Below are 13,276 nucleotides of genomic sequence, written 5' to 3' on the forward strand. Positions count from 1 at the left end.
CCATTGATTCGCGTCTAGAGGGAGTGTACTTTCCTAGTTACAGACGAAGAACGTTCAGAAACGTTCCGCCTTCCTGCTGATCCGGAAGGTGTTCTCCCTTTTCATGATTGGTGGGCGCAATGGCGCTGTTGGAGCGGTACCGCGTGCTCGACTTCACCGATGATCGTGGCTTGCTCGCAGGCCGAATGCTTGCCGATCTCGGAGCCGACGTGGTCCAGGTCGAGCCGCTCGGTGGGTCCTCGGCACGTCAGTCCGAGCCTCTTGGACCTCATGGATCGTATTTCTGGGACACCTACGCAGCCAACAAGCGCGGCATCGCGATCGACTTCGAGAATCCAGCGGGTCTCCACGACTTGATCGCTCAGGCCGACGTCGTGATCGAGTCCGCCGGGCCCGGCGTGATGGACAGCCTGGGGCTCGGATTCGAGAAACTGCACACCTTGTTTCCGCGTCTGGTCTACGTCTCGATTTCGGCGTTCGGATCCACCGGGCCGAAGGCACGTTACGCCGCCAGTGACCTTGTGGTGTGGGCGGCGGGAGGACCGCTCGACCCGCATCGGGAGGCGGATCGCCCCCCGGTCAGGATCTCGATTCCGCAGACTTTTCTGCATGCCGCCGCCGATGCCGCTGACGGTGCTTTGCTCGCGTTGCTGGCACGGACACGAACCGGTCGCGGTCAGCACGTCGACGTCTCCGCACAGGCATGTCTCGGAACAGCCACGTTGGGAAGGGTTCTCGCCCACACCGCAGGTGACGTAGCCCCGGAGTGGGAAAAACTGGTGGATGGTCCGGCTGAAAAGATGGATCAGTCCGGCAGTGGTTCCGGTACCGATCCCGCCAAGAAGAAGTGGCGCTGCGCCGACGGTCTCATCGAATTCCATCTCACGGTGGGCCGTGCCTCCGGTGCGTTCACCACCGCGTTCTTCGGGTGGATGGCCTCGGAGAATCCGGCCTACGAGCGGTTCGCGTCCATCGATTGGCGCGAAATTCCGGACATGGTGGCACGCGGGGAGTTCGACGATGCTCGATTCGAGGAAGCCCGGAGCGCCGTCGCGGAGTTCCTGGCCGGCAAGACGAAGAACGACGTGCTGGAAGCGGCACGCGAACACCGTCTGCTGTGCGTGCCGATCTACGACACCGGCGACGTCTCTGCGAGCCCGCAGCTGGATGCGCGAGGCTTCTACTCCACAGTCGTCGACGACGCAGGTCGCGCGGTCAGAATGCCGGGTGCATTCGCGAAGATCAGTGGGGAGACCCTCCAGGTCCGATCGCCTGCACCGTCCATCGGGCAACACACCGAGGAAGTTCTCGCCGACTGGGTCGGTACGCGCGTCATGGAGAACGCGTCATGAGCAAGCCCCTTGATGGAGTGAAGGTCCTCGACATGTCCTGGGTGGTAGCGGGCCCACTCGTCGGGCGAGTACTGGCCGACGCGGGCGCCACCGTCGTACGAGTGGAATCCGGCACCAAGGTCGAGACCGCGCGCCTGATGCCTCCCTTCGAGGGTGGTGTTGCAGGACACGAGAACTCGGCCCTGTACGGGAATGTGAATGCTGGCAAACTCGGCGTCTCCCTGGATCTTCGGCTCCCGGCCGCACGCGGCGTCGCCAGATCTCTTGCCGACTGGGCCGACGTCGTCCTCGAGTCCTACGCGCCCGGGCGAATGAAGAAGTGGGGGCTCGACTACGAGACTTTGAGCGCGACGAATCCCGGCCTGATCATGGTGAGCAGTTCGATCAACGGACAGGACGGTCCCTACAGCGGTCTGGCCGGCTATGGAAACGTCGGTGCCGCGCTGTCGGGATTCCAGTCCGCGGTGGGATGGGCTGATCGACTTCCGCTCGGACCGTTCGGCCCGTACACCGACTACGTCGCTCCCCGATTCGGCTTGGCGGCGTTGCTCGCTGCCCTGTTGCAGCGTGAGCAGAGCGGCGTCGGCGCGTACATCGACATCTCGCAGGTCGAGTGCGGTGCCTACCTGCAATCTCCCTACCTGGCGCAGTATTCCGCCGAGGGCACGGTGGTCGAACGGCGTGGCAACAGCGACGCAGCGTTCGCTCCCAACGGTGTCTACCCTTGCGTCGACGGCCGATTCGTGGCCATCACCGTCGGCGATGACGACCAGTGGCGGATGCTCGCCACGGTCATGAATCTTCCCGACGCCGCAGCCGGTTTCCGCACGCTCGACGTCCGACTGCGGCGAACTGACGAACTCGACGATCTCGTTGCTGGATGGACCGTGCGGCATCGCTCGCAGGACCTCGAAGATCTCCTGCAACGCGTCGGTATTGCCGCGCACGTCTCGGCCGACAGTCAGGCTTTCTGCGAGGACCCGCAGCTCAGACACCGAGGACACCTGGTGGAGCTCGACCACCCTCTGCACGACCGAGTGACCGTCGAGGGCCCCCGATACCAGCTCAGTGACACGGCGTTGTCCGTCGAACGAGCGGCACCGGTGTGCGGCCAGGACAACTCGTACGTACTCAGCGACATTCTCGGCCTCACCGCCGAGCAGATCGAGACATTGGAAAGTGAAGGTGCACTGGCATGACCGCAGAACTGACGGACGTCAGACCGTCCTGGGTGGCGGACTGGGACGAACTTGTCGACCGGGTAGGTGAGGACTTCTCCGACGGCAGCATTCGCTGGGGTGGAGATCCGGTCGAGTCCGGAACCGTACGCAGGTATCTCGAACCGCTCGAGCTCGACAGCGCGATCCACTACGACGAGGATGCCGCCCGCGGCGCTGGATTCGACGGTGTGATCGCACCCTCGACCGGCCTGCTGTCCTGGGCGATCGCAGCGATGCGCAGCCCAGGTGAAGAGACGTTGTACGGCAGTGCCGATCGCGACGCGCAACCGACACGAAGCCCGATCAACAACGAGGACCCATATCCCGGACCCGACACAAGCGGGTTCCTCACTGCCAGCATGGAACTCGACTTCGTCAGGCCGGTTCTGCTCGGCGAGCGACTCGGAAACCGAGGACGACGCCTGATCTCGTGCAGTCCCAAGCAGACCTCGCTGGGCCGAGGGGCGTTCCTGTCCTGGGAGAACGACATCGTCAGCGACCGCGGCGACGTCGTTGCGCGAGTACGCAACGTCGTCTACGCCTACAACCCCGTAACCGAGGACTCCGAATCATGAGATTTTTCGAGGACGTCACCGAGGGCGAGCAGCTCCCGGTGCCCGAATACCCGTTGTCGATGTACCGGCTTGTGATGGCGGCGGGGTCGAACCGCGACTTCAACTCCATCCACCACAACTCCGAATACGCCAAGGATTCCGGCGCACCCGAGGCCTACGCCAACGTGCTGTTCCTGATGGGCATGTGGGAGCGGGCAGTTCGCGACTGGGCAGGACCGACCGGTGTCATCGGATCGGTGAAGGGCTTCGCGATGAAGAAGTTCAACCTCGTCGGCACCACCACGACGGTGCACGGCACCGTCGTGGGCAAGGAGATTCGAGGCGACAAAGGCGTCGTGACGGTCGAGCTGATCAGCCGTAACGAGGGCGTCGTCACCGTCGGACCCGGCACCATGGAGGTCGAATTGCCTCTCCAGAAAGCGCTGGTATGAAAGCCTCGATCGCCGGCCTCGGTGTGACCGAGATGGGCCGGATCTACGGTAAGACGGCAACGAACTTCGGCGCCGCCGCGGTCCGCCGGGCAGCGGCCGATGCGCACCTCGAGCTGAGCGAGATCGACGGTCTTCTCATCAGCGGGGGAGTCACCGGTGAACTCGGTTTGCCGCTGGCACAGGAACTCGGTCTCGAAGACCTCTCGCTACTGTCGGTAATGCAGTCCTACGGCTCGACGGCAGGCGCGATGGTTCAGTTCGCAGCACTGGCCATCGAATCCGGGCAGGCCACCGCGGTGGCGTGTGTATTCGCGGACGCGCCGTTGAAGGAGCGCGTAGCGACGGGCGCGTCGTACGCGCAGGCCAACTCGGGCGGGGTCGGTTGGGAGGGAATCCTCGGATCGACGGGCGTCAACAGTGCCAACTCGCTCTACGCACTCGCGGCCAACCGACACATGCAGACCTATGGCACCACCTCCGAGCAGCTCGGTGCCGTTGCGGTCGCACAGCGAGCCTGGGCTGCTTTGAATCCGCTTGCACAGATGCGTGATCCGATCACCCTCGCCGATCATCAGGATTCGCGGATGATCAGCTCACCCTTCCACCTCCTCGACTGCTGCCTGGTATCCAACGGAGGGGTGGCCGTCATCGTGACGAGCGCCGAACGTGCCAGAGATCTGGCACAACCGCCAGTGGACATCCTCGCGTCGGCTCAGTCGCATCCCGGCCACTACATGCGGCGCAGCGAGGACTTCGGACTAGTCAGCGGTGCAGCGCAATCGGGACCGAAGGCGTTCGCTGCTGCTGGGCTCGCGCCGTCCGACATCGATCTCGTCGAACTCTACGACTGCTACACCTACACGCTGATGATCTCACTCGAGGACTACGGATTCTGTGAGAAAGGAGCCGGTGGCGAATTCGTCTCGACGCCAGGTCTTCTCGGTCCCGACGGTTCGCTGAAGGTCAACACCGGAGGTGGACAGCTGTCGTCGTACTACATGTGGGGAATGACGCCGTTGTCCGAAGCGGTCATCCAGCTTCGCGGTCAGGCGGGGGAGCGTCAGGTCGAGAAACACCACACGGCCCTCGTCTCCGGCAACGGCGGCGTCCTCGACCACCATTCCACCCTCTTGTTGGGAGCCGGCCGATGACCGCGATCCTGTCCATTCCCCTCGTACCCGTCCGCCGCGACGCACAGACTGCCGAGTTCTTCGACGGCACTGCGCGTGGCGAGTTCCTGTTGCGCGAGAACATCCGCACCGGCGAACTTCTCGCTCCACAGACCGCAGTAGCGAACGACGCCGACTACCGCTGGACACCTGCCGGCGGCCGCGGCCGAATCATTTCGTGGACCACCGTGTACGGCCGCAATGCCGATCGCGATGTGGTCCCGCAACACATTCTTGCCGTCGTCGAACTCGACGAAGGCCCATGGTGGTGGACCCGACTGGTCACAGACGGCACAGAATCTCTGACCGGTGCGTCCGTCCACGCCGAATTCCACAAATCCGGTGAAGCCGACGAGCACGAATACGTGCCCGTCTTCGTACTCGACTGAACCCCTTACCTTTCGGAATGGAACCAACGATGGACGTTTCGACCGCGATCAAGACATCGCCGATCTCCCGCTATCAGTACAAAGTGCTGGCCGCCTGTCTGCTGGTCATCACCATCGACGGATTCGATGTGTTCGTGATGGGATTCGTGCTCCCACACCTACCCGACGGATTCTTCGACAGCACCGCCGAGAAGGGCTACCTGCTCAGCGCGGGCCTGGCCGGCATGGCGGCGGGATCGATATTCCTTGCACCCCTTGCCGACAGGATCGGGCGTCGACGCCTCATCCTGTGGGGCCTCGTCCTCAACCTGATCGGCCTGGCCGCGTCGGCGATGTCGCCCAACGTGGAGGCCCTCATCGCAGCCCGCTTCCTCACCGGCATCGGTATCGGCGGCATGGCCGCCAGCCTCATCGTGCTCGTCCAGGAGTTGTCCTCGGAGAAGCGTCGAAACACGATCATGGGTGTGTACTCGATCGGCTTCCCTCTCGGTAGCCTCGTCGGCGGCGGAATCGGGGCCTTGCTCGTGGCTGCATTCGACGGCGCGTGGCAGGTCATGTTCATCTTCGGCGCCGTCATCACTGCAGCCGCAGTTGCAGTTACACTCGCCATGATTCCAGAGTCGGTCGACTTCCTGATCAGCAAGAACACGCCGGAAGCCGACGCGCAGATCCGCAGCTTCATCGCCAAACTGAACAACCCCGCCATCGACCCGAATGCCCGACCCGCGCTGGCGCCCGTCGTCGAGGACAACACCTCCGTTCGCGGATTGTTCGCGAACGGTATGTACTACCGAACGCTGCTGACGTGGCTGATGTACTCGTGCTTGATGTCGGCGTTCTACTTCGCGAACACCTGGACGCCGCAGCTGGTGAAGGAGTCCAGTGGCAGTGCAGAACTCGGAACCACCGCCGGACTGATCCTCTCCCTCGGCGGACTCGTCGGAGCACTGGTGTTCGGTGTGTGGACTTTGAAGATCTCGGCGGGTCGGTTGCTGTGGACGGCAATGGCGATCGCCTCGGTCTCGATTCTTGCGTTCGCAGCGTTCTTCGGGCACCCAGGAATTGCCATTGCGCTCACCGTCGCGGTTGGACTGTTCACCTACATCGCGATCACCGCGGCTGCTGCCGTCGTCCCTCCGCTGTACCCCGTTCGGGCCCGCTCGACCGCCATCGGGTGGATGCTGGGTATCGGCCGGTTGTTCTCCATCTCGGCGCCCATCGCCGTCGGCTACGCGTTGGCAGTGTTCGCTCCGCAGACGCTGTACTACTTCGCCGCAATCCCGATGGTGGTCGGCGCTCTGGCCACCTACGCGCTGTGGAAGCACACGCGCGACGAAACTGCGCCGATGGACGTCGTGGCGGAGTCGGTGCCCGGTTATCCACCACTCGTGAAAGAAGGCTGAACCATGCAGGACAAGCGCGTATTGGTGACGGGCGGAGGCTCGGGAATCGGCCGGGCCATCGCCGTCGAGGCAGCTGCTCAGGGTGCGGAAACGGTTGTCGTCGCCGACATCTCAGCGGAGCTGCTGGCCGAGACCGAGGCCCTTATCGCGGCGGCAGGGGCCAAGAGCGTCGCGCTGCGGGTGGATGTGTCCGACGGTGCACAGGTCCGGCAGATGATCGACGATGCCGTCTCCGCAGCAGGTGGGCTGGACACGCTCGTCAACAACGTGGGCGTCATCGACACCGGTTTCGTGCCGGGGGAGCAGGCCAACATCGTCGACCTCCCCGAGGACGTATGGGATGCGGTCATGAACATCAACGTCAAGTCGATGTGGCTGGCGACGAAATACGCTGCACCGCATCTGCGTGCGTCCGATCGCGGGCCGTCTATTGTCAACGCCGCCTCGGTGTCCGGGATGATGGGGTACAAGACCCCGGCGTACTCCGTCAGCAAAGCCGCGGTGATCCAGCTGACCCGTACGACGGCGATCTCACTGGCGAACGAGGTTCGGTGCAACAGCTTCTCGCCGGGAAGTTTCCGAACGACCATGGCGCAGAAACACATCGATGCAGCCGAAGACCCGGTGGTGCAGGAACGCTTCATGAGTGGGGCGCACCTGATCCCGCGGCTCGGCGATCCCGTCGAGGTGGCCCGGGTTGCGTGCTTCCTTGCCTCGGATGCAGCGTCGTTCATGACCGGCACCAACGTCCCTGTCGACGGCGGCACCATGGCCTGGCGAGGTCTTCGGTCGTAGACGGTGCTCCGCACCAGTGGCACGGTTATGTACCTTCAGGGGTACATAACCGTGCCACTGGCGGCGGAGCCGCCCCGAGCGCACTGGCGCGGAGCCGCTCCGAGCCGCCCTACATTCCGCCGTCCACGGTGATGATGGACCCCGTGGTGTAGCTCGACGCATCACTGGCGAGATACAGCGCGGCGCCGACGATTTCGTTGGGGTCGCCTCCGCGCTTGGCGGCGAAGGTGTCGGCACGCTTGGCGAATGCCTCCATGTCCCAGGCGTTGGAGACGTCGGTGAGGAAGGTTCCCGCCATGATCGCGTTGGTGCGCACGGTGGGACCGAAAGTCTTGGCCAGTCCGACGGTGATGGCGTTCAGGCCTGCCTTCGCGGCGGCGTACGGCAGCACATCCGGCCGCGGCTTGGTCGACGCCGCACTCGAGATATTGATGATCGAGCCGCCGTCGCCTTGGGCCATTCTGGTTCCGATCAGGGCCGCGAGGCGGAACGGACCCTTCAGATTCACCCCCAGGACCTTGTCGAACAACGTCTCGGAGATCGAGTCCACCGAGTCGTACAGCGGCGACATGCCCGCGTTGTTGACCAGCACGTCTACCTTGCCGAAGTGCTCGTAGGACTTGTCGACCAGCTCGTCGAGCGCGTCCCACTTCCCGACGTGGGCGGCGATAGGGAATGCCCGACGCCCGGTCGCGTCTTCGATCTCCTTGGCTGTCACCTGGCACGATTCGAAATCCCGACTGGCGATGATCACGTCCGCACCTGCCTGGGCCAGCCCGAAGGCCATCGCTTTGCCGAGACCTCGGCTGCCTCCGGTGATCAGGGCGACGCGGCCGCTGAGATCGAACTGGGAGGGGGCGTCGAACTGGGGCATCGTTTTTTTCTCCTGGATCCGGACCGCTGTAGGCAATTCCTTAGTATGGTAATCATAGATTGACGAATGGAGACATGGTGTCTGAATCAGCGGGACTGTTCGAACTCCCAAATAAGTATGTCGAACTGCAGGTAGAAGCGCGGGCGCTTGCGGAATCTGTCCGCGATATCGCCGATCGGGCCGACGAGTCGGACAGCATCGATGTGGACGTACGCAAGCGTCTGCAGGCCACCGGTTTGGCCGGCGTGACGGTCCCGAAGCAGTTCGGAGGCCGGTTCGACACGGTCGATTCGCTTGCGGTCACCGTCGTACGCGAGCGCCTTGCGGCCGAATGTGCACACCTCGACTCGCTCTTCGCGATGCAGGGCATCGGCAGCTACGGCCTGTCGGTCGGTGGCACGCCCGCGATGCAGGAGTACTGGCTGCCCCGGGTGGCAAACCTCGATGCCATCGCCGCGCTCGGACTCACCGAGCCGCACGTTGGATCGGATCTCAAGGCCCTGACGACGTCGATCGAAGAGGTCGACGGCCAGCTCGTGGTCAACGGGCACAAGTCCTTCATCACCAACGGCGGAGACGCGGACTTCTACAGCATTCTCGGTCGTGAGGGCAACGGGTACTCGTTGGTGCTGATCCCGGCCGATGCCGCGGGTGTCACCACCGAGCGCCCGCATCAGATCATCGCACCGCACGTGCTCTCGGACGTGATCTTGAACGACGTTCGGGTACCGCTCGATCACCGCATCGGCGAGCCAGGGAAGGGCTTCTCGCTCGTGCTCGCTACCCTCGCCACGTTCCGGGTGTCGGTCGCGGGCGCGGCCGTCGGCCTGGCGGAGGCTGCGCTGAAAGAAGCTGTACGCCACGCCAACAGCCGTGAACAGTTCGGAGTGAGCCTGTCGAGGCTCGGTTCGGTGCCCGAGCATCTGGCAACGTGTTGGACCGATATCGAGATGGCGCGTTCGCTGACGTACCGCGCCGCCGCGGCGTCGGCGCGTGACGCCCGGGCGAATCTGCACCTGTCGTCGATGGCCAAGGTCGCTGCAACCGAGGTGGCCGGCCGAGTGGTCGATCGTGCCGTCCAGGTCATGGGCCGCTACGGAATCACCCGCGGGAGCGTAATCGAACGGCTCTATCGCGAGGCTCGTCCGATGCGAATCTACGAGGGCTCCACCGAAGTGATTCTGGATTCGCTTGCCAAACAACTGATCAAGGGCGATTTGCTGTAGTAACCGCCCGGTATGCCCGTCCGAGAATGCTCCGTGCTCGGGCGGGTATCGGCATGTTCGCGGCAATCCGAAAGTCTCGAAATCGCCCTTGACGCAACGTGATTGATGATTATGATTGGCCTTGATGTGACAGCCATCACCCCCTTCTGTCGCACGGTCGCCTCGAGGAGTCAGCCATGTCGTCCCGTTCAGGTATCGAGAACACTCTCAGTCGCTACGCGCTCGGATACGACGATCATCATCCCGAGATGATCGAAGCATCGTTCACCAAAGACGCCGTTCTGACGATGAAGATCGCCGACGGCGACCTCATCGGGCCGTTCGACGGACTCGACGCGATCATGGAACTCATGAACGGCTCCGCCCATTCGCAGTCGGATCAGCGCCGCCATCTGACGACGAACATCTTGATCGACGACGTCGATGCCACCCATGCGAAAGTCGTTGCTTATCTGGTGATCATCTCGGTTGCCGAAGGAAAACTGACGGTTCTGTCCAGCGGCAAGTACGAGGACGAGTTCACCGAGGTCGACGGCACTTGGTTGATCTCCAAGCGTCACATCGCACTCGACCTCCCGTACTGAGGGCGCTGACATGCTGAATCAGGGACTGATCCCCGCCAAGTGGGCTGCGCTGACGCCGAACCGTCAGGCCGTGTTCGACGTCCCGAACGATCGCCGCATCACCTTCTCCGAGCTCGACGAACGTGTCCGACGACTTGCCAACGGACTGCGCGGGCTCGGCCTGGAGAAGGGCGATCGCGTCGCGGTCCTGACCCGAAACAGTGTCGAGTTCCAGGAGCTGTACTTCGCTGCTGGACGTGCGGGATTGGTTCTGCAGCCACTCAATTGGCGCCTCGGGGTCAAGCAGCTCATCGGACTGATCGCCGACGCTGCGCCGAAGGTGATCATCACTGCCGCGGAATGGTCCGAGACCAAGCTCGAGCTGCAACGCTCGGTGAACGTCGAAAACTGGCTCGAGTTCGGCGCAGATTCGGATGGTTCCTACGACGAACTACTTGCACGCTCGAGCGCGGCCGAACCCATCTGGACACCGTCGATCGGAGGTGACGATCCGTTCTTCATCCTCTACACGGGCGGAACCACCGGCGAATCCAAAGGTGCCATCCATACCCACACCAGCGCGGCGAACGGGATGCTCAATCAGACTGTGGCAGAACGGGTCGTACCCACCGACGTCTACATGCTCACCGGCCAGATGTACCACATTCCTGTCGTCCTCTCGATGAACTACATGAAGCACGGTTGTCCGGTGGTGCTGGTCAACTTCGAAGCGCAGCAAGCACTCGAGATCATCGAGGCCGAGAAGGTATCCGCTTTCCTCGGCATCACCACGATGCTCAACTGGATGATGGCAGTCCCGAACTTCGCGTCGTACGACCTGAGCAGCCTCCGCAACATCCAGTACGGCGGCGGTCCGATGCCGTCGACTATCGTGCGTGCGGCGCTCGAATCCTTCCCGTGCACCCTGATTCAGGGATACGGGCAGACCGAGGGTACGACGATGTCCTTCCTGTCGCAGGAAGACCACCTCGCCGCGGTCAAGGGTCACGACGTGCACCGTCTGAAGTCCTGCGGCCGAGAAGGGTTCGTCACCACCATTCGGATCGTCGACGCTTTCGGAGAGGAAGTCCCGCGTGACGGCAAGACCCCCGGTGAGATCGTCGTCCGGTCGGAGTCGAACATGATCGGCTACCTGAACCGTCCGGAATTGACCAAGGACACGCTGCGTGACGGTTGGATGTGGACCGGTGACATCGCGACCTGGGACGAGGATCGCTACATCTACATCGTGGACCGAGCCAAGGACATGATCATCTCCGGTGGAGAGAACATCTTCAGCGTGCAGGTCGAAGAAGCCATCGGAGCGCACCCGTCCGTGCTCGAATGCGCTGTCATCGGCATCCCCGACGACGAATGGGGCGAGGCTGTCAAAGCTGTCGTCGTACTCAAACCCGGGACGACGGCCACCGAACAGGACATCATCGACGTGGCCAAGAAGAACCTGGCGTCGTACCAGAAGCCGCGGTCGGTGGACTTCGTCGCCGCGCTCCCCAAGGCGCCCACCGGCAAGATCATGAAGCGTGACTTGCGGGCGCCCTACTGGGACGCGACGGGTCGCAGCGTATGACCGAGGACGAACTGGCAGCTCTCGTCGGAACCCGAATGCCCGGCGGCACCAGGACGCTGGAGAAATGGTGGGTCACCCTGGTGCTCGACGCCATGGAGTGCTCAGCGGACGACGGAGCCTCGCATCCTACGTTCGTGTTTCTCGTCGCCACCGGATCGATGGGGTGGACGTGGAACGAATTGTTCGAAGTCTTCGCCGCAACCGAAGCAGACGGTCCGATGTTCGGCGAAACGAATACGACCGTCCACACCCCACTGCAGACGGGGGAGACCTACACGGTCCGGGGAGAGATCGTGTCGGCTGCCCGCAAGACAGGTAAGAAGACAGGAGTGTTCGACATCGTCGCTTACCGCTTGGATGTGCTCGACGCACAGGCCGAGCTCGTCGCATCGACGACCAACTCCATCGTCTTCCCGCGTCGAGTGGAGAATGTATGAGTATCGAGGAGGGCCAGTCGCTTCCGAGTCGGATCGTGGAGAGAGTCGACCCGGAGAAGATGAAGCTCCTGTCGGCGCTGATGCGCGACCCCAACCCGATTCATTTCGATCGCGGAGCCGTCGCCCAACTCGGCATGGGTGACAAGACCGTCAATCAAGGTCCGAGCAACATGGCGTACGTGCTGTCGATGCTCGGTCAGTGGGCGGGGGGCTCCGATCGGATCATCCACTATCGATTCAGGTTTCTGGGCAATGTGTTCGAAGGCGACCGGCTGGAGGCGTCCGGAATCGTCATTTCTGTCCGCGAACGCAACGACGGTCTCGAAGTCGACTGTTCGCTGTCTCTGTCCGTCGTCGGAGGGACCGAGGTCCTCACGGGAACCGGCACCGTACTACTACCGAAGGACTTTGCATGACCGGAAGACTCGAAGGCAAAGTAGCATTCATCACCGGCGCGGCACGCGGCCAAGGTCGCTCGCATGCAGTCAGATTGGCGCAGGAAGGCGCCGACATCATCGCCGTCGACATCTGCGAGAACATCGATACGGTCACCCCGTTCTACCCGCTTGCCACCGAGGAAGAACTGGCCGAGACGGTCAAGCAGGTCGAGGCCCTCGATCGCCGCATCTTTGCCCGGCGAGCCGACGTCCGTGACCTCGATCAGCTGCAGGCAGTGTTCGACGAAGGTGTCGCGGACTTGGGCCGCGTCGACATCGTCGTCGCCAATGCAGGTATCGCTACCTACGGGCTCTCGTGGGAACTGACGTCCGAACAGTGGAGGGACATGATCGACGTCAATCTCACCGGCGTCTTCCACACGGCAAAGGTCGCCATTCCTTCTCTGATCAGGGCGGGCAACGGTGGGTCCATTGTGTTCACCAGTTCGATCGGTGGGCTCAAAGGCATTCAGCACGTTGCCCATTACGTTGCCGCAAAGCACGGCATCGTCGGGCTGATGCGGACAATGGCCAACGAGCTCGGTCAGTACAAGATCCGCGTCAACACCGTGCATCCGACCAACGTCGACACCATCATGATCCAGAACCCGGGGACCTACTCGATGTTCGCTCCGGGAGATCCGGAGCCGACCCAGGACAAGGCCATGGCTGGGTTCATGTCACTCAACACGTTGCCGGTGCCGTGGATCGACCCTGTCGACATCAGCAACGCCGTGCTCTATCTCTCCAGTGACGAAGGCAGATACGTCACCGGTGTCACCCTGCCCGTGGATGCGGGCGCGTACGTCAAGTGAAA

Annotated in this window: 15 protein-coding genes; 14 read left to right on the plus strand and 1 reads right to left on the minus strand. The window is 62.9% G+C overall.

Annotated features, from left to right (window positions below; all coding sequences use genetic code 11):
• Positions 1-119: 119 nt before the first annotated feature.
• From CH292_RS06460 to CH292_RS06495, 8 genes are read left to right on the plus strand one after another with little or no spacing between them, the layout of a single operon-like run.
• Positions 120-1,352: a CaiB/BaiF CoA-transferase family protein gene (locus CH292_RS06460; protein WP_094654324.1), complete on the plus strand. Its 1,233-nt coding sequence runs from the start codon at positions 120-122 to the stop codon at positions 1,350-1,352.
• Positions 1,349-2,551: a CaiB/BaiF CoA-transferase family protein gene (locus CH292_RS06465; RefSeq protein WP_094654326.1), complete on the plus strand. Its 1,203-nt coding sequence runs from the start codon at positions 1,349-1,351 to the stop codon at positions 2,549-2,551. The genes CH292_RS06460 and CH292_RS06465 overlap by 4 nt, the downstream gene beginning before the upstream one ends.
• Entirely contained in the window at positions 2,548-3,147 is a 600-nt protein-coding gene (locus CH292_RS06470) for a MaoC family dehydratase N-terminal domain-containing protein (RefSeq protein WP_094654328.1), read from the plus strand. Before CH292_RS06465 ends, CH292_RS06470 begins: the two co-directional genes overlap by 4 nt.
• Complete coding sequence (locus CH292_RS06475) at positions 3,144-3,578, plus strand: MaoC/PaaZ C-terminal domain-containing protein (protein ID WP_094654330.1); 435 nt, start codon at positions 3,144-3,146, stop codon at positions 3,576-3,578. The genes CH292_RS06470 and CH292_RS06475 overlap by 4 nt, the downstream gene beginning before the upstream one ends.
• Positions 3,575-4,729: a thiolase family protein gene (locus CH292_RS06480; protein ID WP_094654331.1), complete on the plus strand. Its 1,155-nt coding sequence runs from the start codon at positions 3,575-3,577 to the stop codon at positions 4,727-4,729. The genes CH292_RS06475 and CH292_RS06480 overlap by 4 nt, the downstream gene beginning before the upstream one ends.
• Positions 4,726-5,136 carry a Zn-ribbon domain-containing OB-fold protein gene (locus tag CH292_RS06485; protein ID WP_094654332.1) on the plus strand — a complete coding sequence of 137 codons (411 nt, stop codon included), beginning with the start codon at positions 4,726-4,728 and terminating at the stop codon, positions 5,134-5,136. Before CH292_RS06480 ends, CH292_RS06485 begins: the two co-directional genes overlap by 4 nt.
• A gap of 29 nt (positions 5,137-5,165) precedes the next feature.
• Positions 5,166-6,539: an MFS transporter gene (locus CH292_RS06490; protein ID WP_094654446.1), complete on the plus strand. Its 1,374-nt coding sequence runs from the start codon at positions 5,166-5,168 to the stop codon at positions 6,537-6,539.
• Between the two features lie 3 nt (positions 6,540-6,542).
• Positions 6,543-7,334, plus strand: a complete 792-nt coding sequence (locus tag CH292_RS06495) for an SDR family NAD(P)-dependent oxidoreductase (protein WP_094654333.1) — start codon at positions 6,543-6,545, stop codon at positions 7,332-7,334.
• Between the two features lie 109 nt (positions 7,335-7,443).
• Here the strand turns inward: CH292_RS06495 and CH292_RS06500 are convergent, their stop codons facing one another.
• Positions 7,444-8,208, minus strand: a complete 765-nt coding sequence (locus CH292_RS06500) for an SDR family NAD(P)-dependent oxidoreductase (RefSeq protein WP_094654334.1) — start codon at positions 8,206-8,208, stop codon at positions 7,444-7,446.
• A 77-nt stretch (positions 8,209-8,285) separates the two neighbouring features.
• Here CH292_RS06500 and CH292_RS06505 point away from each other — a divergent pair, with 77 nt between their 5' ends.
• From CH292_RS06505 to CH292_RS06530, 6 genes are all read left to right on the plus strand, one after another.
• The gene (locus CH292_RS06505; RefSeq protein WP_256977958.1) at positions 8,286-9,434 is read left to right on the plus strand and encodes an acyl-CoA dehydrogenase family protein; all 1,149 of its coding nucleotides are present in this window, start codon (positions 8,286-8,288) and stop codon (positions 9,432-9,434) included.
• Positions 9,435-9,610: 176 nt separating this feature from the next.
• Positions 9,611-10,018: a nuclear transport factor 2 family protein gene (locus CH292_RS06510; protein WP_094654337.1), complete on the plus strand. Its 408-nt coding sequence runs from the start codon at positions 9,611-9,613 to the stop codon at positions 10,016-10,018.
• 10 nt (positions 10,019-10,028) lie between these two features.
• Positions 10,029-11,585: a class I adenylate-forming enzyme family protein gene (locus tag CH292_RS06515; protein ID WP_094654338.1), complete on the plus strand. Its 1,557-nt coding sequence runs from the start codon at positions 10,029-10,031 to the stop codon at positions 11,583-11,585.
• Positions 11,582-12,022 carry a MaoC family dehydratase N-terminal domain-containing protein gene (locus CH292_RS06520; RefSeq protein WP_094654340.1) on the plus strand — a complete coding sequence of 147 codons (441 nt, stop codon included), beginning with the start codon at positions 11,582-11,584 and terminating at the stop codon, positions 12,020-12,022. The genes CH292_RS06515 and CH292_RS06520 overlap by 4 nt, the downstream gene beginning before the upstream one ends.
• The gene (locus CH292_RS06525; protein ID WP_094654342.1) at positions 12,019-12,438 is read left to right on the plus strand and encodes a MaoC family dehydratase; all 420 of its coding nucleotides are present in this window, start codon (positions 12,019-12,021) and stop codon (positions 12,436-12,438) included. The genes CH292_RS06520 and CH292_RS06525 overlap by 4 nt, the downstream gene beginning before the upstream one ends.
• A complete protein-coding gene (locus tag CH292_RS06530; RefSeq protein WP_094627783.1) occupies positions 12,435-13,274 on the plus strand; it encodes a mycofactocin-coupled SDR family oxidoreductase in 840 nt (279 codons plus the stop codon). Before CH292_RS06525 ends, CH292_RS06530 begins: the two co-directional genes overlap by 4 nt.
• The last annotated feature ends 2 nt before the right edge of the window (positions 13,275-13,276 follow it).

The sequence above is a fragment of the Rhodococcus sp. 14-2470-1a genome (assembly GCF_002259425.1).
Classification (GTDB): Bacteria; Actinomycetota; Actinomycetes; order Mycobacteriales; family Mycobacteriaceae; genus Rhodococcoides; species Rhodococcoides fascians_E.